General features: G+C 33.9%; 24 protein-coding genes. 18 read left to right on the forward strand and 6 right to left on the reverse strand.

Going from position 1 to position 24,574, the window contains the following annotated elements; translation table 11 throughout:
* Genes NH286_RS01370 through NH286_RS01380 form a run of 3 tightly spaced genes read left to right on the forward strand, consistent with a single transcriptional unit; the run spans position 1 to position 2,475 of the window.
* Positions 1-975, forward strand: a complete 975-nt coding sequence (locus NH286_RS01370) for a branched-chain amino acid ABC transporter permease (RefSeq protein WP_265236319.1) — start codon at positions 1-3, stop codon at positions 973-975.
* Entirely contained in the window at positions 959-1,750 is a 792-nt protein-coding gene (locus tag NH286_RS01375) for an ABC transporter ATP-binding protein (protein ID WP_265236320.1), read from the forward strand. The genes NH286_RS01370 and NH286_RS01375 overlap by 17 nt, the downstream gene beginning before the upstream one ends.
* Positions 1,751-1,767: 17 nt before the next feature.
* Positions 1,768-2,475, forward strand: a complete 708-nt coding sequence (locus NH286_RS01380; RefSeq protein ID WP_321160842.1) for an ABC transporter ATP-binding protein — start codon at positions 1,768-1,770, stop codon at positions 2,473-2,475.
* Positions 2,476-2,526: 51 nt separating this feature from the next.
* Here NH286_RS01380 and NH286_RS01385 read toward each other — a convergent pair whose 3' ends face one another.
* A complete protein-coding gene (locus NH286_RS01385; RefSeq protein WP_265236324.1) occupies positions 2,527-3,894 on the reverse strand; it encodes a leucyl aminopeptidase in 1,368 nt (455 codons plus the stop codon).
* Between the two features lie 95 nt (positions 3,895-3,989).
* Between NH286_RS01385 and NH286_RS01390 the strand changes: the two genes are divergently transcribed.
* From NH286_RS01390 to NH286_RS01430, 9 genes are read left to right on the forward strand one after another with little or no spacing between them, the layout of a single operon-like run.
* A complete protein-coding gene (locus NH286_RS01390; protein ID WP_265236325.1) occupies positions 3,990-4,700 on the forward strand; it encodes an alpha/beta fold hydrolase in 711 nt (236 codons plus the stop codon).
* Complete coding sequence (locus tag NH286_RS01395; protein WP_265236326.1) at positions 4,701-6,482, forward strand: phosphatidylglycerol lysyltransferase domain-containing protein; 1,782 nt, start codon at positions 4,701-4,703, stop codon at positions 6,480-6,482.
* A complete protein-coding gene (locus tag NH286_RS01400; RefSeq protein WP_265236327.1) occupies positions 6,483-6,767 on the forward strand; it encodes a DUF503 domain-containing protein in 285 nt (94 codons plus the stop codon).
* Positions 6,768-6,805: 38 nt separating this feature from the next.
* Complete coding sequence (locus tag NH286_RS01405; RefSeq protein ID WP_265236328.1) at positions 6,806-7,978, forward strand: M20 metallopeptidase family protein; 1,173 nt, start codon at positions 6,806-6,808, stop codon at positions 7,976-7,978.
* Entirely contained in the window at positions 7,975-8,325 is a 351-nt protein-coding gene (locus tag NH286_RS01410) for a Spx/MgsR family RNA polymerase-binding regulatory protein (protein ID WP_265236330.1), read from the forward strand. Before NH286_RS01405 ends, NH286_RS01410 begins: the two co-directional genes overlap by 4 nt.
* A 56-nt stretch (positions 8,326-8,381) precedes the next feature.
* The gene (brnQ, locus tag NH286_RS01415; RefSeq protein ID WP_265236332.1) at positions 8,382-9,725 is read left to right on the forward strand and encodes a branched-chain amino acid transport system II carrier protein; all 1,344 of its coding nucleotides are present in this window, start codon (positions 8,382-8,384) and stop codon (positions 9,723-9,725) included.
* Positions 9,726-9,775: 50 nt separating this feature from the next.
* Complete coding sequence (locus NH286_RS01420; RefSeq protein ID WP_265236334.1) at positions 9,776-10,657, forward strand: DegV family protein; 882 nt, start codon at positions 9,776-9,778, stop codon at positions 10,655-10,657.
* A gap of 46 nt (positions 10,658-10,703) precedes the next feature.
* Complete coding sequence (gene trmB / locus NH286_RS01425; protein WP_265236336.1) at positions 10,704-11,330, forward strand: tRNA (guanosine(46)-N7)-methyltransferase TrmB; 627 nt, start codon at positions 10,704-10,706, stop codon at positions 11,328-11,330.
* 57 nt (positions 11,331-11,387) lie between these two features.
* Positions 11,388-12,008: a DUF4230 domain-containing protein gene (locus tag NH286_RS01430; protein ID WP_265236338.1), complete on the forward strand. Its 621-nt coding sequence runs from the start codon at positions 11,388-11,390 to the stop codon at positions 12,006-12,008.
* Positions 12,009-12,080: 72 nt separating this feature from the next.
* Here the strand turns inward: NH286_RS01430 and NH286_RS01435 are convergent, their stop codons facing one another.
* Both NH286_RS01435 and NH286_RS01440 read right to left on the reverse strand, forming a co-directional pair.
* Positions 12,081-12,212 (reverse strand): glycerol-3-phosphate transporter, encoded by a 132-nt coding sequence (locus tag NH286_RS01435; protein ID WP_265215215.1) that lies wholly within the window; start codon positions 12,210-12,212, stop codon positions 12,081-12,083.
* An 85-nt stretch (positions 12,213-12,297) separates the two neighbouring features.
* Positions 12,298-13,005: a heparan-alpha-glucosaminide N-acetyltransferase domain-containing protein gene (locus tag NH286_RS01440; protein WP_106460357.1), complete on the reverse strand. Its 708-nt coding sequence runs from the start codon at positions 13,003-13,005 to the stop codon at positions 12,298-12,300.
* A gap of 63 nt (positions 13,006-13,068) precedes the next feature.
* Here NH286_RS01440 and NH286_RS01445 point away from each other — a divergent pair, with 63 nt between their 5' ends.
* Positions 13,069-14,343 carry a bifunctional folylpolyglutamate synthase/dihydrofolate synthase gene (locus NH286_RS01445; RefSeq protein ID WP_265236341.1) on the forward strand — a complete coding sequence of 425 codons (1,275 nt, stop codon included), beginning with the start codon at positions 13,069-13,071 and terminating at the stop codon, positions 14,341-14,343.
* A 47-nt stretch (positions 14,344-14,390) separates the two neighbouring features.
* On the opposite strand, the gene NH286_RS01450 is transcribed toward NH286_RS01445, so the two are convergent.
* Positions 14,391-16,196: an ATP-dependent helicase gene (locus NH286_RS01450; protein WP_265236344.1), complete on the reverse strand. Its 1,806-nt coding sequence runs from the start codon at positions 16,194-16,196 to the stop codon at positions 14,391-14,393.
* A 73-nt stretch (positions 16,197-16,269) separates the two neighbouring features.
* Here NH286_RS01450 and NH286_RS01455 point away from each other — a divergent pair, with 73 nt between their 5' ends.
* Together NH286_RS01455 and map are read left to right on the forward strand one after the other, a co-directional pair.
* Positions 16,270-17,067, forward strand: coding sequence for a nitroreductase family protein (locus tag NH286_RS01455; protein ID WP_265236346.1), 798 nt, complete (start codon positions 16,270-16,272; stop codon positions 17,065-17,067).
* Between the two features lie 42 nt (positions 17,068-17,109).
* Entirely contained in the window at positions 17,110-17,916 is an 807-nt protein-coding gene (gene map / locus NH286_RS01460; protein ID WP_106460353.1) for a type I methionyl aminopeptidase, read from the forward strand.
* Between the two features lie 30 nt (positions 17,917-17,946).
* Here map and NH286_RS01465 read toward each other — a convergent pair whose 3' ends face one another.
* The gene (locus tag NH286_RS01465; RefSeq protein ID WP_265215222.1) at positions 17,947-18,555 is read right to left on the reverse strand and encodes a thymidine kinase; all 609 of its coding nucleotides are present in this window, start codon (positions 18,553-18,555) and stop codon (positions 17,947-17,949) included.
* Positions 18,556-18,566: 11 nt separating this feature from the next.
* Entirely contained in the window at positions 18,567-19,664 is a 1,098-nt protein-coding gene (ychF, locus tag NH286_RS01470; RefSeq protein WP_265215224.1) for a redox-regulated ATPase YchF, read from the reverse strand.
* Between the two features lie 180 nt (positions 19,665-19,844).
* On the opposite strand from ychF, the gene NH286_RS01475 reads away from it, so the two are divergent.
* From NH286_RS01475 to hprK, 3 genes are read left to right on the forward strand one after another with little or no spacing between them, the layout of a single operon-like run.
* Positions 19,845-21,614 carry an aminopeptidase P family protein gene (locus NH286_RS01475; RefSeq protein WP_265215226.1) on the forward strand — a complete coding sequence of 590 codons (1,770 nt, stop codon included), beginning with the start codon at positions 19,845-19,847 and terminating at the stop codon, positions 21,612-21,614.
* The gene (gene uvrC / locus NH286_RS01480) at positions 21,611-23,461 is read left to right on the forward strand and encodes an excinuclease ABC subunit UvrC (RefSeq protein WP_265236348.1); all 1,851 of its coding nucleotides are present in this window, start codon (positions 21,611-21,613) and stop codon (positions 23,459-23,461) included. The genes NH286_RS01475 and uvrC overlap by 4 nt, the downstream gene beginning before the upstream one ends.
* A gap of 3 nt (positions 23,462-23,464) precedes the next feature.
* Positions 23,465-24,466, forward strand: a complete 1,002-nt coding sequence (gene hprK / locus NH286_RS01485) for an HPr(Ser) kinase/phosphatase (protein ID WP_106460347.1) — start codon at positions 23,465-23,467, stop codon at positions 24,464-24,466.
* Positions 24,467-24,574 lie beyond the last annotated feature (108 nt).

The raw sequence follows: 24,574 nt of genomic DNA on the forward strand, positions 1-24,574 counted from the left end.
ATGTCCAAGAATAGAAAGAAAACTTATCTTATCACAACAGCATTAGTAGTATTATTTTTTGTAATAATCCAAAGTCTAATTGGACTTAATCTTTTAAATAGATATTGGCAAAATATCCTTATACTAATTTGTATAAATATAATAATGGCAACAAGTCTTAACCTAACTGTAGGTGTCTTAGGACAAATTAACCTAGGCCATGCTGGCTTTATGGCAATCGGTGCTTATTCAGCAGCTTTATTTCTTAAAAGCGGTCTAGTAGGTGGATTTTTAGGCTTTATACTTTCTCTTATAATAGCAGGAGTGGTTGCAGCTATATTTGGTGTTTTAATCGGACTTCCTGTTTTAAGGTTAACCGGTGATTATTTAGCCATAGTAACTCTAGCCTTTGGGGAAATTATAAGAGTTTTAATCGAGAACCTAGCTTTTACAGGTGGTGCCCAAGGTCTTGCAGGAATTCCAACAACCAATGATTTCGGCAAATTTTATTTTGTAGCAGCCTTCCTTGTGGCTATGATCTTTACCTATGCTTCTTGCCGTCATGGTAGGGCTGTCTTATCAATAAGAGATAATGAATTGGCAGCCCAAGCTTGCGGTATCAATATCACAAAGTATAAGACCTTTGCCTTTGCCCTATCCGCAGTTTTTGCAGGTATAGCGGGTGCCCTTTATGCTCAAAGCTTTGGGGTATTGGCAGCGAATATATTTAACTACAACAAGTCATTTGACTATCTAGTAATGGTAGTTTTAGGCGGTATGGGATCAATGACAGGTGCAATCTTCTCATCAATAGGTCTAACAATTCTTCCGGAAATATTAAGACCACTTGCTGAATGGAGAATGGTAATCTATGCTCTAATCCTTATAGCTGTTATGATTTATAGACCTCAAGGTCTCTTAGGAAGAAAAGAATTTTCAATAAGAAATCTATTAAAGATAGATAAGTATAAGAAAGGAGATGTTGAAGTTGAATAGTAAAGAAATAATACATGATAATGTGCTTGAAGTAAAAGACCTTAGCATTTCCTTTGGAGGACTTAAGGCAGTATCTGATGTAACTTTTAACCTAAAAAAGGGAGAGCTCTTAGGCCTAATCGGCCCTAACGGAGCTGGTAAAACCACTCTTTTTAATATGTTATCAGGAGTCTATACTCCAACAAGCGGTGAGATTTTACTAGATGGGGAGAAGACTAATGGTATTTCTCCAGATAAGCTTTCTAAGATGGGTGTAGCAAGGACTTTTCAAAATATAAGGCTATTTGATAACCTAACAGTACTAGATAATGTTAAACTTGCCATGAACCAATACATGGACTATGGAGTTCTTAGTGGTATGCTAAGATTTCCTAGCTTCTGGAAGGAAGAAAATGAAGCGACAGAGACAGCTAAGGAAATCTTAAGCCTCTTTAACCTAGAAAAATATTTCAGGGCCTTTGCAGGAAGTCTTCCATATGGTGCCCAAAGAAAGTTAGAAATAGCAAGGGCTATGGCAACAAGACCTAAACTTCTTCTTCTAGATGAGCCTGCAGCTGGTATGAATGAGTCTGAAACTCAAGATCTTATGGATTCTATAAGGGTCATAAGAGAAAAAACCGGAGTTTCAATCCTATTGATAGAGCATGATATGAACCTAGTTTTAGGTATATCAGAAAGACTTATTGTTCTAAACTATGGAGAAATCCTTGCCCAAGGTGATCCTAAAGAAGTAATCTCAAATGAAGAAGTAGTAAGGGCCTATCTTGGCAACTAGAAAGAGGAAATATGAGTATATTAAGAGTTGAAAATTTAAGTGTATATTATGGAAATATCAGGGCTCTTAAGGGTATAAGCCTTAAAGTAGAAGAAGGCGAAGTAGTTTCCTTAATTGGTGCCAATGGTGCAGGCAAAACTACAACCCTTCAGACTATATCTGGTCTTTTGGATGCCAAAGAGGGTGATATTTTCTTTAATGAAAAGTCAATCAAAAAGGAAAAATCTTTCCAAATTACAAGAGAAGGCATTGCACAAGTACCTGAAGGAAGACGTGTATTTGCAGGTCTTTCTGTAGAGGATAATTTAAAACTTGGAACAATAGCTGTGGATAGGTCTGATGAAGAAAATCAAAAAGAACTTAAAAAAATTTACGAGCTTTTCCCAGTTTTAGAGGAAAGAAAAAATCAAAAAGCAGGTACCCTTTCGGGTGGTGAGCAGCAAATGCTAGCTATGGGCAGGGCTCTACTTACTAACCCTAAGGTGCTACTTTTAGATGAGCCTTCAATGGGTCTATCGCCTCTATTTGTAGATAAGATATTTGATACGATTAGGATTTTAAAAGAAGAAGGCAGGACAATCCTACTTGTAGAACAAAATGCAAATCTTGCCCTTGATATAGCCGACAGGGCCTATGTTCTTGAGACAGGAAAGATTGTAAAAGAAGGTAAGGCGAGTGATCTAAAGGCAGATCCAGATGTAAAGGCAGCCTACTTAGGTATATAAAAATAAATCCCAAGACTTTAGGAAGATCCTAAGGTACTTGGGAATTTTTTATTAATAGTTTTTAGCTAAATTATATAGAGTCTTGACATGGACACCTGTTGCTCCTGTTTCATTTATACCTTGTGGAGCTGATAGGTAGGCAGTTCCTGCTATATCAAGGTGTACCCATGGGACTTCTTCGATGAAGTTTTCGATAAATTGGCCAGCTGTTATAGATCCTGCCATTCTGCCACCAGAGTTTTTGACATCGCCATTTTCGCTATTATTATAGGTCTTAAAGAATGGGTCATTTGGAAGTTGCCAAATTTTTTCATCAGAATCTTCGCTTGCTTTTTTAACCTTAGCAAAGGCAGCATCATCATTTGTAACAGCACCTGTATAGGTTTCACCAAGAGCCACTAGGACTGCACCTGTAAGGGTTGCAAGGTCAACTAATAGGCTTGGTTTATATTCTGTAGCTGCGTAATTTACAGCATCTGCGAGGGTAATCCTTCCCTCAGCATCTGTATTATCTACATCTATTGTCATGCCATTTCTTGCTTTGATTATGTCACCTGGCTTATAAGCCCTGCCTGATATTAGGTTTTCGCAGGCTGCAACAATAGCTACAACATTGACTTTAAGCTTATTTGAAGCAATTGCCTTCATTGCACCGATAACTGTACCTGATCCACCCATATCTGAGTTCATAGTCTTCATACCAGCAGATGTTTTAATAGAGTAACCGCCTGCATCATAGGTTAGACCCTTACCAACTAAGGCTAGAGGCTCATTGTCTCCCTTTAGGTATTCCATAACTATAAATTTAGGTTCCTTATCAGATCCCTTAGCTACTTCATAAAAAGCAGTAAGGCCCATATCAAGAATTTCATCCTTGCCATAGATTTTTACATCAACGCCAAGGTCTGATAAATTATCATGGGCAGCTTGGGCTAAAGTTTCTGGGTAGATGTCATTTGACCTTAGATTCACAAGATCTCTTGCTAAAAATTGACCTTCTAAAACATTTGAAAGCTCTTCTAGGTCAGCTTTATATGGTGAAAGGCTTTCATCAAAGTTAATTTCAGAAAGTTTTTGACAAGCTTTTTCGCTCTTGTAGTGGTCAAACTTATATGAAGCCACTATAGAGGCTTCTACTATTGCTAGGCAAAAGTCCTTATCATCAAGGTCTGTATTATTTGCTGAAAATGAAATAGTAGAAATATCCTTATCAGCTAAAAATCTTATAAGTTTAGCGACAGCTTCTTTTAGGACATCCTTAGTAAAGTCTTCCTTTTTGCCAAGTCCTAGTAGGATTTCCCCTTCAGCTTCTACTGGTAATATTTCACCACTTTTAGCCTTAAAAAAATTATGCTTATTATCTTCTTCGATTATAAAATTGATTTTGTTTTCTTTTTGATCATTAAAATTAAAGTTCATAGATCCTCCTTGCTTTTATTTTACTAATTATAAAAATATCTTCACTATAAAAGACTTATTAATAGAAAGTGATATAATTAATTAAAGGAGCTTTTATGAAAAGTAGTGAAGATGATTATATAAAATTAAGGGACGGAACCCACATTTTTTATAAGGAGTATGGCCAGGGTGAAAATCTTTTTCTCCTTCATGGCAATGATGGGGATATGACTTATTTTGAATATCAGATAGGATTTCTATCTAAGTATTTTCATCTTATTTTGATAGATTTTAGGGATCATGGATTTTCTGATAATAATAAGGATAAGCTCAGTTTTGAAATTATGGCTAATGACCTAAAGGAAGTCTACCAGGCTTTGGGCCTTAATAAGGCCCACGTCTTAGGTTTTTCTGATGGGGCAAATCTTGCCCTTGTATTTCACAAGATGTATGGAGAAATGATTGATAAACTCATTCTTAATGCTCCAAATGCGAGATTTGATGGGATTACACCTTTTGCAAAGGTCCTTATGATTTTAGAAAATATAGTCTGGACTATTTTGCCATTTTTTAAAAAGAATAAAAGGGTAGCAAGACTTCTGCTAGGAGATCTTAAGCTTGAAAAGTCGGACCTTAGAGATATTGACAATCCAACTATGATTATTGTTGGGTCTAATGATTTGATAAGGTTATCTCACATAAGAGGTATTGCCCAAAACATTAGAGACTGCAAGCTATATATTATAAAAAACCAGGGTCACAGGTTAGCAAGGAAGGCCCCTGAGATTTTTAACAGGCTTGTTTTAGATTTTTTGAAAGGAGATTAGATGAAGTTAATTAAAAAATATAAGGGAAAATTTATACATTTTATATTTTTGTTTCTTATCTTGATGGCTATATATTATTTAGCCAAGACTGCTACAGGTTTTAAAACGAGTCTCATTCTTGGTATATTTTTGCTAGTGGGTATTATTTATGTCTTTATAAGATTTAAGGATATTTTGATTTCACTGAGAAATAATTATGGAGAACTTGCCCTAAAGCTTGCTAGAGAATACATACAAAGGATCAATTCAATTTTTATTGGATTTTATGGTCTTGGCTTTCTTTTGAGTGTGAATGTGAGTGATAATTTAAATTATTTTCCTTTTAATGAATTTTCTTTTATGACAATTGTCCTTGTTAGGGCTCTGCTTGAATTTGTATTAGGCTTTGTCTTTTTAATTCTAGCAAGATTAGCCTTTGATAGGCAAAAGAAATTTTTAAATATACTTTATCCACTTTTGGCTTTCACTGGATTTTATCTAATTCTAGTAGAGGATACTGTCTTTACCTTGGTTCCTCTTTTCTTGATAGGCTTTATTTCTTATCTAACAAGAGAGGCCCTAATAAAGGATGCTTTTGTATTTAGTGTAGAAGAGATAATCATAGATTCGATTTTTGCAGGCTTTTGGGCTTTTATATACCTTAAAAATATAGTCTCAGATCAGCCTCTAGAAAATTATCCATTCCTAAATAAAATTTTGATTTTTTCAATATTGATAGGTGCTGTTTTATTATGTCTAAAACTTATTCTTCTCTATATGAAAAAGGATGTTTTAATAAGTGATGAGCCAGACATAGGAGAATTTAGGGACTTTGTTCAAAAAAATACTCCGACAGGATCAACTACAGCTGGTCTTGGCTTTTTGAATGATAAGTATATATATTATTACACTAATGAAAATGACGAAAAGCTCATGGCATTTTTATATCAAATAGTAAATAACAAGATTATTGTCATGGGTGAGCCCTTTGGTGATAGGGCATACTTGGATGAGGCTCTGTCAGATTTTATAGAAAGATCCTATATCAAATCACTAAATCCAGTCTTTTATGAAGTGGGTGAGAAATTTACCCTTAATTTGCACGATTATGGGTTTGATTTTATGAAATTTGGTGAAAATGCCCTTATTGACCTCAGTGAATTTTCTTTAGCAGGGAGGAAAAAATCCTCTCTTAGAAATATCCTAAATAGGTTTGAAAAGGATGGTTATAAATTTGATATCTTAGATCCCCCTTATAATGATGACCTCATTGACAGGCTTGAAATTATTTCAGATAAGTGGCTTAAGGGAAGGGAAGAGAAGGGATTTTCCCTAGGATTTTTTGATAGGGATTATTTAAATGAGTCAAGGCTTGGTCTTGTTTATGATAAGGAAGGTGATGTTACTGCCTTTACTAATATTATGCCAAACTATGACCCGGATGTAATGACCATCGATCTTATGAGGTATGACACAGATATGAATGTCAATTCTATGATGGATTATTTATTTTTAAATCTTTTCTTAAAGGCCCAGGATGAGGGAATGAAATATTTTAACCTAGGTATGGCACCTCTAGCCAATGTTGGTAAGTACAAGTCAGCCTATTTGAGCGAGAGGGTTGCAGCCTTTATTTATGGCCACGCCGATAGCATCTATCCATTTAAAGGGCTTAGAAATTATAAATCAAAGTATGCGAGCTTATGGGAGCCAAGGTACACCTGCTTTGGCAAGGGTAATCTGATTCTATCATCACTACTTGCAGTCTTCCTGGCTGATAAGAAGCACAATAAGGATATATAGATGTATGTATACCTGCTTGAAATAAAATTTGTAATCTTTGACGCCTTTTCTCTTAAGGATAAGAGAAGGACTGTGAGGTCAATTTTAGATTATGCTAGAAAGAATTTAAATATTTCTGCAGCAGAAATTTCTGACCTAGATATCCTTAATAAGGCCCATTTGGCCTTTGTAACTATAAGCAATTCAAATAAGGTCGCTAGAAAAATTATTGATGATTTGATAAATAGGATCGAATCTACTTATCCAATAGAAATTTTAGAGAAAAATATAGAAAGATTAGCCTAGTTTTTGGGTATATTTTAAGTGAAAGAAAGGAAGTAAATATGAATTTTTATAAAAAATCACAAGAGATAAAAGACTATTTAATAGAAATAAGAAGAAATCTTCACGAAAATCCTGAAATTGGCTTTGAGATGACTAATACTGTCAAACTTGTCACAGATGAACTTGATAAGATGGGCATTAAATATTCAAAACCAATAGAATCTGGAGTCCTTGCAACAATTGGCAAGGGAGATAGGTGCATACTATTAAGGGCTGACATGGATGCCCTACCTATAAAAGAAGAAGCTGATGTAGTTTGCAAGAGCACAAATGAAAATGGTCACTTGTGCGGTCATGATTTCCATACAGCTATGCTCTTAGGAACAGCTAAGCTACTTAAGGAAAATGAAGACAAGATAAATGGAGTAGTAAAACTAATGTTCCAACCAGCAGAAGAGCTCCTTTCTGGCAGTCAGAAGATGATAGATGCAGGCATACTTGAAAATCCTAAAGTAGAAAAGGCTATGATGGTTCATATGGATACAACTCTTGCACCTGGACTTTATATCAAAAAAGGTGAGATGGCTACATCTAATAACAACTTTAGAATAGAGGTAGAAGGCTACGGAGCCCATGGAGCTATGCCTGAAAAAGGGGTAGACGCAGCCTTTATTGCAGCACAAATTGTAAATGCTCTCCAAGTTTTGGTATCTAGAGAAATATCCTTTAGGGAGGGCGCTGTCCTTACTACAGGCCACATCAGTGCAGGCAATGCCCCCAATATTATCCCAGACAAGGCGATAATTGAGGGAACAACAAGGACATATTCACAAAAAAGCAAGGAACATATCAAGGCTAGGATTCCTGAAATTGCTGATCATATTGCAAAAGCCTTTAGGGGTAAGGCAAGTTTTGAAATACTATCAGATGTACCTGCTATAATAAATGATGATCAAATGGTAGATGATATAGTAGAAGTCTTAAAGGAAATAAAAAAGGAAAATCCAGATTTTAATTATTCTGACAAAGCTGAAGCAGTTACAGCTTCAGATGATTTTGCAAATGTAGCAAAAAATGTGCCAGCTGTTATGATGATGGTAGGTTGTAAGGTAGATGATCAAACAGTTTATCCACTTCACAATGCCAAAGCCAAATTTAATGAAGATGCCATAATCTATGGGCCAACCCTTATGGCAAGTGTTGTTATGAAATATTTGGGAGGAAATAAATGAAAATAATTTGTTATAATAGGTGTTCTACATGCAAGGGCATACTAAAGATGCTTGATGAGAAAAATGTAGAATATGAATTAAGAGATATTAAGGAAGATAATCCGACTAGGGATGAACTTAAAAAGTGGCATGAGGCTACAGACTATGATATCAAGAGATTTTTCAATACTTCAGGCCAAATCTATAGGCAGATGAATCTAAAGGATAAGCTTAAAGAGATGAGTCTTGATGAGAAATATGATCTTTTGGCAACTGATGGCATGCTTGTCAAAAGACCAATTCTTTTTAAGGATGATGGAGAAATTTTAGTTGGTCCTGATGTTAAAAAATATGTAGAAAGCTTATAAATTGATTGATTATTTTGTGAATTGATGTATCATATTAACAAAATAAAGGAATTAATATGAGAAAGAAATTAGAATTATCAGAAAATTTATTGATTGGTTCCTTACTTTTTGGCTTATTTTTTGGGGCGGGAAACTTGATTTTCCCCCTAGAAATAGGTCAGAGGTCGGGAGCTAATTTATTTCCAGTAATAATTGGATTTTTGGCATCAGCTGTAAGCTTGCCAATATTAGCAGTAGTAGCAACAGCAGCAAGCGATAGTGAAAGCTTGTTTGACCTATCAATGGGAGCGGGCAAGAAGTTTGCTTATTTTTTTACCACTCTTTTATACCTAGCCATAGGTCCTGGCTTTGCTATACCAAGAACAGCAACCACCTCCTATGAGGTAATATTTGAAGGCTTTAAGAGTTTTTATAATCCTGTCGGTCTTTTTATATTTTCTGTGGTATTTTTCTTGGCAGTCTTGTTCTTTTCAATTAAAAAGGCAAGCCTAATCGATACCATAGGTAAGTATATGACTCCAATATTTTTAATATTATTGTCCCTTTTATTGGTCCTTTCAATATTTAAACCAATGGGTCCTATTGGGGCTAAAGATGCTGCTCCAAAGTACTTAGTATCACCTTTTGCTGTAGGTTTTGTAGATGGTTATAATACCTTAGATGCACCAGCAGGCCTTGCTTTTGCGATTATAATAATTTCAAATATAAAAAACTTGGGAGTAAGTGACAAGAAATCTATGGCCTTTGAAACCTTTAAATCTGGCATAGTTTGTCTAATAGCTATGTCTATAATATACTCAGGCCTTGCCTTTATGGGGGCAGGAAGTGCAAATATTATGGATGATTTTGAAAATGGAGCTGTAATTTTAGCAAAAATTTCCAGTCATTATCTTGGAGGGCTTGGTCACTTGATTTTGTCAGTTATAGTATTTATAGCTTGCCTAAAGACAGCTATTGGTCTTGTATCAGCCTGTTCTGAGATGTTCGAAGATATGTTTAAGATAAATATTTCTTATAAACAGTATTGTTATATCTTTACTGGCTTATCATTTTTGGTAGCAAATCTTGGCTTAAAACAGATAATATCCTTATCTGTACCAGTCTTGATGTTTATCTATCCTATATCAATTGTCCTAATTATCCTATCAATCTTATCAATTTATATGGGTAAGAGAAAGAGAGTTTACCAAATTACTTTAGGTGTAACAAGCTTATTTGCCCTACTTGACTTTATAAAAGCTTTGCCTGATCCTATAAAAAACATAGGATTATTAGATTCTATTTTGAATTTTGGAGAAAATACTCTTCCAGGATTTAAAATAGGTTTTGCTTGGATAATACCAGCTCTTCTTGCTTTTGTAATTTCATATTTAATTGATAGAAAATATATAAGAAATTGAATTTAAATTATTTGAAAGTATGATATTATTTATATTATGAGAGGAATTATATGAGTGATTTTATACTGAGTGCGACATCTACTGTTGACATAAATAAAGAAATTTTAGATAGGGAAGATATCAGATGGATCGCCTTTAATTATGAAATAGATGGTAAAAATTATAAGGAAGACTTTGGCGAAAGTATTTCCTTTAATGACTTCTATGAAGCAATGAAGGATGGTGCAATGACAAAGACCAGTCAGATAACCTACTCATCTTACATAGAATATTTTGAAAATCTTTTAAAAGAAGATAAGGACATACTTCATTTGACCCTGTCTTCTGGTATTACCGGCGAATATAACCAGGCCCTAATGGCTGTTGATATGCTAAAGGAGAAGTATCCTGAGAGGAAAATCTATGTAGTAGATTCTCTTACTGCCACAGCTTGTCAAGGACTTCTGGTCTTATATTTAAATGACCTTAGAAAATCAGGTTTGTCCATTGAAGAAGTCTATGAGCTTGCCAAAGAAAAAAGAGAATATGTGCACGGCTGGTTTTTTACAAGTGATTTAACCTACCTTGTTAGGGGTGGTAGACTTTCAAAGGCAGCGGGTTCTTTTGGAAATTTATTAAATATTTGCCCACTTATAGAAGTAAACCTTGAAGGAAAGCTACTAGTAAGGGATAAGATAAGAACTAAGAAAAAGGCCACTAAGGCACTTATAGGGCAAATCAAAAACCATATCGCTAAGGATTCATCCTTACCTAAGGAAATCTTCATAGTTCATACCCATTTACATGAGGATGCGGAAGAGTTAAGAGAGACCTTAAGTGAAAAATTTGAAGGCTATGATATAAAAATATACGAAATTGGAACAACAATAGGATCTCACCTAGGACCTGGCACCTTGGGTGCAAGTTTTTGGGGAGATAGGAAAGAAATATAAATTCTAGCGGGCAGGTCTTTGCTAGAATTTTTTATTGAGGAGATATATGAGATTAAGACATAAAGCAAATGCTATACCAAGAATGCAGGAAAGTAAATACATAATATTTGACCCAGAAACCCATAAGGGTAAGTGGAAAGAATTATTTGGAAATGACAAGCCAATAGCTCTTGAGATAGGAGCAGGCAGGGGTGATTTTATAGTGGGCAAGGCATGTGCTGACCCTGACTATAATTACCTAGCCCTTGAGATGAATACAAATGCATTTGTAGTTGCCTGTAGAAAGATAGAAAATGAAGAGCTTACCAATGTTTATGGAATAGTGGGCAAAGCGGAAAATTTACTAGATATGTTTGAAGAAGGTGAACTAGCAAAGATTTATCTAAACTTTTCAACACCTTGGCCAAAAACACGTCACCATAAGAGGAGACTCTCTCATGCCAATTTCTTAAAATTATATGAGAAAATCTGCAAGGAAAATGGTGAAATTGAACTTAAAACTGATAATGAAGCCTTTTTTGATGATTCAATATCCTATATGGAGGAATTTGGAATGGAAGTGATTGAAACAGATAGGGATTTAGCTGAAAATAAATCCATAGTCAGCGAATACGAGAGGAAGTTTAGAAATAAAAACATGCCTATTTATTATCTTAAGGCTAGCTTTAAATAATTTGATTTTTTTAAACTTAAGGTATAATTTTTTAAAAGGATTATTTAAGGAGATTAGATGACAAGTTCAAAAAATAAATTAAGAAAATTTAAAAACAATAGACTAGTTTACAGATTTTTAGGTGTCCTAGTCCTTGTCTTTGCAGCCTATTTTTTTGGCATGAAGGCAAATATCAAGAATGAAACAAAGATTTCATCAGACCTTATAAAGAACCAAATTCTTTCAGTAAAAGAGCTTACTACACTTAAATATAAATATACAAATGTAGGAGCTTTTGAAAATCAAACAGAGTTCTACGGTATGAAAATACCTTTAACTGAAAAGAAATTTATCATCTCTTACGATGGGGAGGTAAATGCTGGTGTAAATCTGGATGAGATTGATGTTAAAGTCGATGAAAAGAATGAAAAGATAACTGTAAAAATGCCTAAAGCTAAGATTTTAAACAACTTCATAGACGAAGATTCGTTAACAATCTTTGATGAAAGAGAATCTATTTTTAACCAATTAAAACTAAATGATTTTTCAGATTTTAGAAAAGATGAAATGAAAAAGACAGAAAAAGAATTAATTGAAAAGGGGTTCTTAGAAGAAGCTGACGAAAAAACAAAGACAGCTATAGAAGAAATTTTAAAAATAAATCCACTTCTAGAAGATTATGAAATTAAATTTAACTAAATAAAGACGCTTAGGATAGGCAACTATTCTAAACGTCTTTTTTAGTTGTGTATTAGTTAATAAGATATTTAATTAAAATCCCATGTTTGCAACAAACTTTCCAATTACATAGCCAAATTTATAGAAAAGTAAGATAAGTAGCAATGCGATAAGAATTTTGTAAGAAGTTGGATAAGATTTTTTATAATTTTTTATGTAGTCCATAATTTTCCTCCATTAAAAGTAAGTATACGTTTTACGATAAAAAGTTCAATTTATGTTGTATTTTAATATCATAGCACCCTAAAGACTATAAGGTCAAATTATATATAAGGGTAAGCAAAGGATAAAGGATTATTTGATGGATAATATAAATTGGCATAGAGTATTTACCAATTTTTGCTAAAATATTTTCTCTTCCTACATAGGAAAAAAAGTTCTTATCTATTAGATAAGATCCCAATGAAAGACCTGCTAAATAGGCGAAAACCCAGGGAAGAAGAGGGAAGTAGTCATTTGAATAAAATTCTAAAGATGGAAAGCCTAGGAAAAATAAATTCCTATCATAAAGAGCCTTGAAAAAGCCAATCTTATAAAGACTTGCACTTGGTATCTTGTAGGAAAAGGTAAAGAGCAAGATAAAAATTGGCCACAATTTTTGACTAAGCTTATCTTTTAAAAGTCCTCCTATTATCATACATAAACCAAGCCCGTTTAAAACTCCCCAGATTATTAGCTGTTCCTTAGCAAAAACATAAGTAATAAGGCTTATAGCAAAACCTAAAATACTGGTTTTGATGCCTCTTGTTATATTTTTCTTTTTAGATAGAAAATTTGAAGTGATGCCTGAAATTAGGAAAAATGAGACAGCAATTGATAATTGCCAGATTTTATTAAATATTGTTCCGTCATAAAATTCTAGTCTCCAGTAATAATTTATATTATAAAATAAATGGAATAAAACCATTGAAATAATAGTAAAGCCCCTAAGGCTGTCGATAATGTGTATTCTTTTCATAAAAACTCCTGTCTTAATTATAACATAAGGTAGAATAAACTTATAAGAAATTTTGGAGGGAAAATGAAAACTTTTGATGATTATTTAGATTATTTGTATGGAAGGAGCGGGTCTAATGGCAAGCCAGGCCTTGATAAGATTAGGATGCTTTTGGATCTACTAGACAATCCACAAGATAAGATACAAACTATTCATATAGCAGGTACTAATGGCAAGGGATCAACAGCAAAAATGCTCGCAAGCGTTTTGGCAAAAAAATATAAGTGTGGCATATTTACCTCTCCTTATATGGAAGAAATCACTGAAGAGATATCTATAAATGGTATAGATATAACAAAAAAAGACTTCATGGCATATACAGACAGGATAAAAGTCTACGTTGATAGATTAGATGAAGAAGGCCACCATGTGACCTATTTTGAATTTATCACGGCTATCATGTTTTTATATTTTTATGAAGAGGGCGTAGATGTAGCAGTTATCGAGGTTGGCCTTGGCGGCATATTTGATTCTACAAATGTAATAAAAAAACCACTTGCTTGTCTAATCACATCTATATCTATGGATCATACAAATATTTTGGGAGATACCTTAGGAGAGATTGCCTCAAATAAGGCAGGAATTATTAAGGAAGGTGTGCCAGTCTATGTTTATCCTCAAAAAGATGAGGCAATGAATGTGATAAGGGATGTGGCAAAGATTAAAAATGCCAAGCTTAGTGTTCTTAATGAAGATGAGATAAAAATTATAAAATCAGATATATCTGGCAATGAATTTATTTATAAAGACCACCATATTAAGACCAGCCTAAGGGGCAGGCATCAAATTCTAAATGCCTCTTTAGCCTTACTTGCCCTAGATGGCCTGAAGGATCAATTTAAGCTAAGCCAAAAAGATATAGAAGAAGGGATATTTGAAGCCTATAATCCTGGTAGGGTTGAGCTTATAAATGAGAATCCAAGAATCCTCGTAGATGGCAGCCACAACAAGGAATCCATAGATGCCCTAATAGAAAGCCTAGGTCAGTTTTCCTATGATAAATTAATAATCGGTTTTTCAGTTTTGGGAGATAAGGACCACAAGTATATCATAGAAAAAATCGGAAAATTAGCAGATAAGCTTGTAATCACCTTTATAGATGATAATCCAAGAGCTCTCGATACTGAGTCCATAAGAAAGGAAGCAGAAGAATTTGTAAAGGATATTGAAATACTTGAAAAAATCGAAGATGCCTATGCTTATACTAAATCTTCTGCAGGAGAAGATGACCTTATAGTTTGGTGTGGGTCCTTATATCTTGTAGGTAAGATTCTTACTATAAACAAGGCAGATAAGTGAAATAACTAAAGATTATATGAATATAAAACTGCTAGTGGCAAATTTTGTCATCTAGCAGTTTTATTTATTTGATAAACTTGGGTGAAAAATTCCGAAGGAAGAGCCTTTTTACCATTTCTTCTTTTAATTGTAAGTATAAATAAGGATTCCCTGGCTCTGGTCATGGCAACATAAAATATTCTTCTTTCTTCTTCCATAGCCACATCTGGATTTTCATCATAATTTATCATAGGAAATTCGTTTTTAATCATATCAATTATAAAAACCCTATCATATTCAAGACCTTTGGACTTATGGATTGTCGTTAATATTAATGGATTTCCCAGAGATAATTTTATTTTGTCTTTTACTAGGCCAATCTTATCATAAAAGTCATTTATATTTTTTAGGCCTTTAGAAAAGTTGATTAAAGACTCTATGTATAGATCTTTATTTACATTTTCTTCAGCAAATTTATTTGACCTTAGCGACGCATAAGATTTGTAAGATAGATAGTTATAAATATATGAGATTTTCCTATCTAGGGATAATTTCCTTATGTGCTTCAATTTTTTTTCAATCTGATAGAGATTTTCTCTTCTATCATAGTCAAGAATATCATAAAAATAAGAAAATACATCAAGCCTAGATGGTTTACTCGCAAGAGCTTCTATCTCGGATTTTTTTAGATAGGTTGATATCTTGTAGTAGATATTTGTAAAAGCTTCAACATCATTAAAATCTTCTGAAAATCTAATCACATCAAAGATATCTTCAATAATTTGAGATTCAAAAAAATTAAGGAAATCTTCGCTAATAGTAAAGTCTATGTCATCTTCTAACAAAAATGAAATAAGGTTAATAGCCGAAATATTATTTCTAAAAATAATGGCATTTGTATTTGTTGGGTCTAAGTTTTTTATAATAAAGTCATACTCATCCTTAGAATCTTTAAGGTATTTAGTTATGATTTTTTCTCCAGAAGTTTTATTACTAATAATATCTTTCTGGTACCTATTTTTATTTAATTTAATAAATTCATTGGCAAGCTTAGAAATATTTGCGCTTGACCTGTGATTTTCATTCATAATTATTATTTCAGAATCAGGGTAGTATTTTTTAAAATTTAAAAGATATTCAGGCTCAGCTGCCCTGAAGGAATAGATAGACTGGTCATCATCGGCTACAACCATCAAGTTATTATTTTTAGACACTATCATATTAAGAATTTTAAATTGCAAAATTGAGCTATCTTGGCCTTCATCTAGCTGAAAATATTTGTATTTTTTTTGTATTGACCTTAAGAGTCTAGGATTTTCTTCAAGGAGCTTTAATGCTATTAATTGCATATCATCAAAATCTATAAAATGATTTTCTTTCTTAAACTTCTCGTACTCATTAAATATTTCTTTGATATTTTTTATCCTTACCTTATCTAGGTATGACAAATCAAGCAGAGCGTTTTTCATGTAAGATGTTTCTGTAAAAAAAGTTTCTACATCTTCCCTTGAAAGTTTTTTATTGTTAATGCTCTTATATATGTCTCTTACCAGGTGGTATTTGTTATAGGAATCACTTGCTTCGATGAGTCTTAATTCTCTATTATATTTTTTTAGGTAATTTCTTATAATTAGGTAGCAAAAGGCGTGGATTGTCATGAAATTACTATCGCTTGTCCCAAATCGATTTTTCATATCTTGTGATTGGGTTTTTGAAAAAGTTAGGGTTAAAATTTTTTGTGAATCAACATTTTTTGATAAAATTTTAATCCTTTCTAAAAGCATAGTAGTCTTGCCTGCACCAGGCACTGCAAGGACTAGACAAGGTCCATCCTTAAATTCTGCTGCCTTTTTTTGTATGTTAGTTAAGTTCATATTATTATTTTACCATATTTAATTTTTTTAAAATGTGATACAATAGAAGTAGAATAATAATATGGGGGAAAATATGCTTACAACACAATTTTTAAAATCAAGAACTTCAACAAGAGATTTCAAAGACACTAAACTTGATGAAGGAACATTAGAAAAAGTTTACAAAATGGTAGATGAGGAAATAGTAAAGTTAGGTAAGGATGACCTAGCCTTTATAGTACAAAGCGATGGAGAAAGCGTTTATAAGGCGCTTGATGGTCTAGCTGGCTATAGGGGAGTAATGATCAAGGCACCAGCCTATCTTGCCCTAAATACTCTAAATGACAATCCAGCTTCACTTGTAAAAGGAGCTTATGGAGTAGAAGAATTAATCACAAAGCTAAATGCTTTAGGGCTTGGCACTTGCTGGATTACAGTAAGTGATGTAGACCCTGATGTGAAAAAATCTATCTTTAACTATGATGGTGGCCACTTAAATCTATTACTAGCAGTTGGATATCCAGTAGATGAAAGTGTTAGAGAACACCAATTTGATGATAGACTTGGAATCGGTGAATTTGTTTACATGGATAGGTTAGGAAATTCAGCAACAAACGAAGACTTAGAGCAAAGAGGCCTAGAAGATATATTTGCTTATGCTAGATTTGCACCATCAGCCTACAATGCTCAACCTTGGAGATTTGTAGTTGTAGATGATTTAATAAATCTATACATCAAAGACTACAAGGGAGATGTTAACCTACTAGATGCAGGTATAATAATGTATTATATAGACAAACTAGGAGAATCTATCTCAATGGGTTCAAATTGGGAAATAGAACCTAAGATAAATAATGACGAATACGTCTATATAGCTAGCAAAAGACTATAAGATAAGGGCGCTTTGGCGTCCTTTTTTAAGGAGAGTGATATATTGATTAGAATATACAATGAAAAACAATTTGAAAAAATGAGGGCTGCTGCAGAAATTTTGTGTAAAACCCACCTAGCTCTCAGAAAAGTTATAAAAGAGGGCAGAACAACCCTAGAATTAGATAAATTTGCAAATAAATTTATAATAGACCACTGCAAGGCTATCCCTGCTCAGCTTGGTTATAGCGGATTTCCTTTTACCCTTTGTACATCTGTAAATGATGAAATCTGCCATGGCTATCCTACAGATAGGCCTTTAAAAGAGGGAGATATCTTATCAATAGATAATGTTGTAAACCTTGATGGAGGGCTTGCTGACTCTTGCTGGACTTATACGATCGGTAAGATGAGTGAGGAAGATCAAAAGCTAGTAGATGTGAATCTCGAATCCCTAAATAGGGCTATTAAAGTAGCTGTACCTGGAAACAGGATAGGTGATATTGGAGCTGCCATCCAAGCATATGTAGAGGGTGAAAATGGATTTTCTGTAATAAGAGATTTTATAGGCCATGGAATTGGTAAGGAAATGCATGAAGACCCACAAGTTCCTCACTACGGAATAGCTGGACGTGGTCCAAGGATTCAAGCGGGAATGGTATTTACAATTGAACCAATGATCGCTATCGGTGATTGGCATATGAAGCTTGATGATAATGGCTGGACTGCAAGAACAGTTGATGGTTCAAAGGTAAGCCAATTTGAACACCAATTAATAATCCATGAAGATGGCCCAGAAATTATAACTGACCAAAGCAAATACTCTTTAGATGAGAGCGACCTAGAGTTTATTGAAAATTATAAATTTTAAATAAAAAATCTACCTGCGAGGGTAGATTTTTTATTTATCTAAATTAAGTTTTATTTGATTTTTAGTTTTTTCTCTTTCTTTCATTTTGTCATTATAACATGATCTGCAAAGGGGTTCATACAGATTTTGGGCTCCGATTTGGATTCTTGAATCATCGCTTGATTTCCTATAAGATGCCCAAGCATCTTCTCCACATGATGCACAAATGGCATGGTGTTTTATAAGTTCATCAGCTAGGGGCATAATCTCTTTTATAATCTCAAATGGTCTAGTCTTATAGTCCATATCAAGGCCTGATACTACGATTGTGATATTCATAGCCATTAACTTATTAAATATATCCACTACTTCGCTAGGATCATTTGGGAAAAATTGCAATTCGTCAATACCTATAGCATCTATCTCATGGTCTCTGGCATAGTTTAGGATTTCATTTAAATCTTCAACTTTTATGGCATCAAGACTTAAGTTATCGTGAGTTACTATTTGCTTGTCTCCATCTCTATCATCTATTGATGGTTTAAAAGCGACAACCTTGTAGTTTGCAATGTTCATCCTATAAAGCTCTCTCCAAAGGGAGGTTGTCTTACCTGAAAACATTGAGCCGGTATGAACTATCAATTTTCCTTGTTTTTTCATATTTCTATACATTATACGTTAAATTTAAAGTTTACTACATCGCCATCTTGCATGATATATTCCTTACCTTCCATGCGGAGCTTACCCATTTCCTTGGCGTGGTTGACAGAGCCAGCTTCTATTAGGTCTTCGTAAGAAATTATATCAGCCATGATGAAGCCTCTTGAGATATCTGTATGGATTTTACCAGCTGCATCAACTGCCTTGGTACCCTTGGTAATTGTCCAAGCACGAGTTTCCATTTCACCTGTTGTTAGGAAGGAAATTAGGTTTAGGGTATTGTAGGAATCTTTTATAACTTTATCTGTACCAGATTCTTCAAGACCAATCATCGCAAGGAATTCTTCTCTTTCTTCTTCTGTATCAAGTTCTGAGATTTCTTGCTCAATTTTTGCAGATACTACTGATACTTCAGCATTTTCTGTCTTAGCAAATTCTCTTACCTTTTCAACATATGGATTTCCTTCTCCATCATTTGCTGCATCATCTTCATTGACATTACATACATAAATTATTGGCTTGGTTGATAGGAGTTGGTAGCTTCTTAGAAGTTTTTTCTCCTCATCGTTGAGTTCTAGGATCCTTGCGGACTTTCCTGCTTCAAGGACTTCGACGATTTTTTCTAAAACTTCAACCTCAGCTCTGGCTGACTTATCAGCCCTTGCTACTTTTCTTTTCTTTTCAAGAACCTTATCTACGAGTTCAAGGTCAGCTAATATTAGCTCGAGGTTGATTGTTTCTATATCACGTAAGGGATCTACTGACCCATCAACGTGGGTTACATTTGGGTCATCAAAGCATCTTAAAACTTCTACTATTGCATCAGTTTCCCTGATATTTGATAAAAATTTGTTACCCAAACCTTCACCCTTACTTGCACCTTTTACAAGGCCAGCTATATCGTAGAATTCAACTACTGCTGGTAGGATTCTTTTTGAATTAGAAATTTTTGATAAGGCTTCTAATCTTTCATCAGGTACATTTACAAGTCCCACATTTGGATCTATTGTAGCGAAAGGATAATTTGCTACTAGGGCACCTGCTTTTGTAATGGCATTAAATAATGTTGATTTACCAACATTAGGTAGGCCGACTATTCCAAGTTTCATCTTATTCACACTCTCTTTACTCTTATTTCTATAACGATAATATTATAATGGATTTAAAGAAAAAATCAATTGTATTAAGCTCTTATTATCTGTTATCTCTATTACAATACAAATAGCAATTATCGTAAATAAGGATAAAGTATTATTATAAGCAAATGTATTTAATCATAAGGAGATTTTATGAATATAAATAGTAGAATAGAAAAATTAAGAAAAATGATGCAAGATAGGAAAATTGATGCCTATATCATTCCAACATCAGATCCTCACCAATCAGAGTATTTAGCTGATTATTACAAGACTAGAGAATTTATCTCAGGCTTTACTGGCTCTGCTGGAACTGCTGTTGTTACCCTTAAAGAAGCGAAATTATGGACAGATTCAAGATATTTCTTGCAAGCAAATAAAGAGCTAGCCAACTCTGAATTTGAGCTAATGAAAATTGGGGTAGAGGGATATCCAAGTATATTAGAATATTTGGATGCTAATATTCCAGAATTTGGCAAAATAGGCTTTGATGGCCAGTGTTATTCTGTAACAGGTTATAAGGAGCTTTCAGAAAATATGGGAGCTAGGGTATTGGTATCAGACCTAGACTATATATCAAAAATCTGGCAAGATAGGCCTACTTTACCAAAGGATAAGGTTTGGATTCATGAAGAAAAATATTCAGGCCAAAGTCTTTCTGAAAAATTAAGCATCTTGAGAGAAAAAATACAAAATCAAGGTTATGATTACACCTTTATTGGCAGTCCAGAAGATATTTGCTACTTATTAAATATCAGGGGCAATGATGTAGATTACAACCCAGTAGTTTTATCTTATATGCTAATTTCTGAAGAGAAGGCCTATCTATGTATTGATGAAGATAAGCTAGATAGTGATGTTAAATCTTACTTGGAAGAAAGTGGAATCACAATTTATTCATATGGATATATTTACCAACTCCTTAAAAATATTGAAGGAAAAAATAGGATTTACTTAGATCCAAATAGAACAAATGTCTCCATTTATGATTCAATAAATGCAAATGTAAAGATTGGCCAAGGAACTAACTTTACAACCTATATGAAGGCCATAAAGACAGATAAGGAAATAGAAAATATTAAAAAGGCCTATATCTACGATGGGGTAAGTCTTGTTAAATTCTTTAATTGGCTTGAAATTGGTGCTAAGACAGGCAGTCTTAATGAGCTTGTGGCTAGCAAAAAACTCCATGATCTAAGAGCTGAAAATGAATCCTTTATCGAAGATTCTTTTGAAACTATAGCAGGCTATAAGGAAAATGCTGCAATAGTCCACTATGCTCCATCAGTTACTGGTTCAAAGACAATAGAGAGTCTTGGAATGATTCTAGTGGATTCAGGTGGTCACTATAAAGAGGGCACTACAGATATTACAAGAACAGTAGCATTAGGAAACTTAAAAGAAGATGAGAAAATCGACTACACACTCGTTCTAAAATCATTCTTGACCTTATTTTTAGCCAAGTTTAAAAATAAAACCAAGGGTGATAGGCTCGATGCTTTAGCAAAATATCCTCTATGGAAAGCTGGCAAGGACTTCTTCCACGGAACAGGCCATGGAGTAGGCTATGTCCTTACAGTTCACGAAGGGCCACAAGCTATTTCAGAGAAAAATAGGGTGGAATTTGTAGAAAATATGACCACATCAATAGAGCCAGGTCTTTATATAGAAGATTCTCACGGTATCAGGATTGAAAATGAAGCCTATGTTAAAAAAGCTTTTGAAAATGAATTTGGATCATTTTTAGAATTTGAAAGTCTAACCATTGTTCCAATTGATACCAGACCAGTAAAGATTTCTATGCTAACAAGTGAAGAGATTGATTGGTTAAATGCTTATAATAAAAAGTGTTATGACCTTTTAAGTCCATATCTTGATGGCGATGACCTAGAATATTTGAAGGAGAGATGTAAGGAAATTTGACAAGCAAAAGATTAAGAGAAAAACTCAAGGAATTACCTGACAAACCCGGTGTATATATAATGAGAAATGTAGATGGTGATATAATTTATGTCGGCAAGGCTATTTCTCTAAAAAGAAGGGTTAGGCAATACTTTGATAACAACAAGAACAAGGGTGCTAAGGTTCTTGCTATGGTTAGCCATATCCAGGACTTCGAATATATCATTGTTCAAAATGAAGTCGAAGCCCTAGTTCTTGAATCTAACTTAATAAAGAAAAACAGACCGAAATATAATATTGTCCTAAGAGATGACAAGCAATATCCATATATCAAGATTACTAGAGAAAAATTTCCCAGAATTCAAAAGGTAAGACAGGTTAAAAAGGATGGGGCAGATTATTTCGGTCCCTATCCTGATGCCTATGCTGTAAATGATGCTATAGATTTGTTTAACCTATATTATCCTTTTAGGACTTGCAATCTTAACTTTGACAAGGGTCAAAGACTAGATAGACCATGCCTTAATTATTTTATAAAACGATGCAAGGGGCCATGTATAGACAAGGAAGATGAGACTAGATATCTTCAAGCTATGGATGATGTGAGGCGTTTTTTAGACCATAAGGATAGAACGATACCTGATAAGGTACTTTCCTTAATGAATGAGGAAAGTTCAAAATTAAACTTTGAGATGGCAGCTAAATATAGGGATTGGTATAGGGCTCTTTCTATAATTTCTGAAAAGCAGTTTGTAACAGAGACAACAGGCGAAGATATAGATATAATTGCTATGTCTAAGGGCATTTCAACAATCATCATGCAGGTATTTTTCATGAGAAAGGGCCAGATTGTTGATAGAGAACATTTTGTAATAAAAAATGAATTTGCTGATAGTGAGGCAGAAATTATGTCTTCATTCCTAAAGCAATTTTACTTAGATATCCTTTATATACCTAAGGAAATTTTAGTCGGATGCCTACCTAATGAATTGGAATCAATAAATGAATACTTAAATCAGAAAAAAGGCTCAAAGGTAGCTATTTCTCAGCCAAAACTCGGCAGGAAATTTGAACTAATAAATATGGCAGCTAGAAATGCCCATGATATGAGGGTTAAATATGAGAAACGCCTTGATCAAAAAGAACGTAATAAATCTAGCGGCCTTAGCCAACTAAAAGAAATACTAAATATTAACAAGATTAATAGGATTGAAGCCTATGATATATCTAATACTTCTGGGGTCCATTCAGTTGGTTCTATGGTCGTTTTTGAAAATGGTGTTCAGGCTCCAAAGGAATATAGGAAATTTAAGATAAAAACAGTAGAAGGACCAAACGACTATGCTTCACTTGAAGAAGTCTTAACTAGAAGGCTTAATAATGCTAAAAAGGATATAGCTAAGGGCAATACCCATACCGGATTTGGCAGACTTCCTGATCTTATCTTGATGGATGGTGGCAAGGGTCAGGTATCTATTGCGAATAAAGTCCTTAATGATCTTGATATGAATATAAAAGTAGCTGGTCTTGTGAAAGATGACAAGCATACCACAAGGGCTATTATTTATAATAATGAAGAGATTCCAATCAAAAGACGTGATCCAGTTTATAAGTTAATCTATGAAATCCAAGAAGAAGCTCACAGATTTGCTATAAATTATCATAGGTCACTTATGAGAAAAACTATGAAAAAATCTGAGCTTGACAATATAAAGGGTGTAGGTGAGAAAACAAAAGCCAATTTATATGCTCACTTTAAGACTATTGCCAACATGAAAAAGGCGAGTGTAGAAGAACTAATGGAAGTTCCTCTAGTAGGCAAGCAAGCAGCCCTTGAAATCTATAAATATTTAAAGCTGAAAGGATAGTAAATGACTGAAGTACAAAATATTGACGATAAAAGTGAACACATTGAAGAAGAGGTTAGCAAGGGTGAAGCCAAGAAAACCATTAAACTTCATACTGTTGTTGAGAATTTAGGCCTTGAAATAATAAGCCAATCGACAGACTATCTTGAAATTGATCTGGAAAATGCTGATGTAAACAGGCCTGGCTTACAGCTTACTGGTTATATGGAAGAATTTCCTTATAAGAGACTCCAAGTAATAGGCAAAGTAGAATACACCTACCTAACAAGTCTAGATAGTAAGATGCAATATGAAAGATTTAGGGGAATTTTGTCCTACAAGATACCTGCAGTAATATTTTCATCTAATCGTGAAATAAATAAAGACATAATTGACCTTGCAAGATATTATGATGTAACTCTACTTAGGTCACCAGTTAAGACTACTAAGTTAATATCAGACATCTCCGACCAACTAGAATACCAACTTGCTCCATCAACAAATGTTCACGGAGAGCTTCTGGAAGTATTTGGTGTGGGAATACTTATCATGGGCAAGTCATCTGTTGGTAAGTCTGAAACAGCCCTTGAGCTAGTAAATAGGGGCCATAGGCTAGTAGCTGATGACATGGTTGACATATCAGCAATAGATAATAAACTAATTGGACGAGCTCCTGAAAATATTAGACACTTTATGGAAATTAGGGGCCTTGGAATAATCAACGTTAGAAGATTATATGGTACAGGTTCGGTTAAGTTTGATACAAATATTGATTTAGTAGTTGAACTTGAGCAATGGAAGGATGATTTTGAATACGATAGGCTTGGAATTGACCAACACCACATAGAGCTTCTTGATGTAAGTGTTCCTCATTTAGTTGTTCCTGTTAGGGCTGGTAGAAACCTTGCTCTAATAATTGAGGTAGCAGCAATGAACCAAAGAGAGAAGAATTATGGTTATAATGCTGCAAAAGTAATGACTGATAACATTTTCCATCCTGAAAGAATTCATGATGACCAAATATAATAATTAAAAATATGCAAATTATGGACCCCAAAAGGGGTTCTTTTTTTGAAAAAATATAAATTTACTATTGTTATAAAAACGATTTTTGTATATAATATTAGTAGATAT

The sequence above is a fragment of the Anaerococcus sp. NML200574 genome (genome assembly GCF_026131665.1).
Lineage (GTDB): Bacteria > Bacillota > Clostridia > Tissierellales > Peptoniphilaceae > Anaerococcus > Anaerococcus kampingae.

Excerpts from the sequence above, each read along its gene's own strand:
- NH286_RS01370 (WP_265236319.1), top strand. The coding sequence starts at position 1 with ATGTCCAAGAATAGAAAGAAAACTTATCTTATCACAACAGCATTAGTA.
- NH286_RS01375 (WP_265236320.1), top strand. The coding sequence starts at position 959 with ATGTTGAAGTTGAATAGTAAAGAAATAATACATGATAATGTGCTTGAA.
- NH286_RS01385 (WP_265236324.1), bottom strand. The coding sequence starts at position 3,894 with ATGAACTTTAATTTTAATGATCAAAAAGAAAACAAAATCAATTTTATA.
- NH286_RS01390 (WP_265236325.1), top strand. The coding sequence starts at position 3,990 with ATGAAAAGTAGTGAAGATGATTATATAAAATTAAGGGACGGAACCCAC.
- NH286_RS01395 (WP_265236326.1), top strand. The coding sequence starts at position 4,701 with ATGAAGTTAATTAAAAAATATAAGGGAAAATTTATACATTTTATATTT.
- NH286_RS01400 (WP_265236327.1), top strand. The coding sequence starts at position 6,483 with ATGTATGTATACCTGCTTGAAATAAAATTTGTAATCTTTGACGCCTTT.
- NH286_RS01405 (WP_265236328.1), top strand. The coding sequence starts at position 6,806 with ATGAATTTTTATAAAAAATCACAAGAGATAAAAGACTATTTAATAGAA.
- NH286_RS01410 (WP_265236330.1), top strand. The coding sequence starts at position 7,975 with ATGAAAATAATTTGTTATAATAGGTGTTCTACATGCAAGGGCATACTA.
- brnQ (WP_265236332.1), top strand. The coding sequence starts at position 8,382 with ATGAGAAAGAAATTAGAATTATCAGAAAATTTATTGATTGGTTCCTTA.
- NH286_RS01420 (WP_265236334.1), top strand. The coding sequence starts at position 9,776 with ATGAGTGATTTTATACTGAGTGCGACATCTACTGTTGACATAAATAAA.
- trmB (WP_265236336.1), top strand. The coding sequence starts at position 10,704 with ATGAGATTAAGACATAAAGCAAATGCTATACCAAGAATGCAGGAAAGT.
- NH286_RS01430 (WP_265236338.1), top strand. The coding sequence starts at position 11,388 with ATGACAAGTTCAAAAAATAAATTAAGAAAATTTAAAAACAATAGACTA.
- NH286_RS01435 (WP_265215215.1), bottom strand. The coding sequence starts at position 12,212 with ATGGACTACATAAAAAATTATAAAAAATCTTATCCAACTTCTTACAAA.
- NH286_RS01440 (WP_106460357.1), bottom strand. The coding sequence starts at position 13,005 with ATGAAAAGAATACACATTATCGACAGCCTTAGGGGCTTTACTATTATT.
- NH286_RS01445 (WP_265236341.1), top strand. The coding sequence starts at position 13,069 with ATGAAAACTTTTGATGATTATTTAGATTATTTGTATGGAAGGAGCGGG.
- NH286_RS01450 (WP_265236344.1), bottom strand. The coding sequence starts at position 16,196 with ATGAACTTAACTAACATACAAAAAAAGGCAGCAGAATTTAAGGATGGA.
- NH286_RS01455 (WP_265236346.1), top strand. The coding sequence starts at position 16,270 with ATGCTTACAACACAATTTTTAAAATCAAGAACTTCAACAAGAGATTTC.
- NH286_RS01465 (WP_265215222.1), bottom strand. The coding sequence starts at position 18,555 with ATGAAAAAACAAGGAAAATTGATAGTTCATACCGGCTCAATGTTTTCA.
- ychF (WP_265215224.1), bottom strand. The coding sequence starts at position 19,664 with ATGAAACTTGGAATAGTCGGCCTACCTAATGTTGGTAAATCAACATTA.
- NH286_RS01475 (WP_265215226.1), top strand. The coding sequence starts at position 19,845 with ATGAATATAAATAGTAGAATAGAAAAATTAAGAAAAATGATGCAAGAT.
- hprK (WP_106460347.1), top strand. The coding sequence starts at position 23,465 with ATGACTGAAGTACAAAATATTGACGATAAAAGTGAACACATTGAAGAA.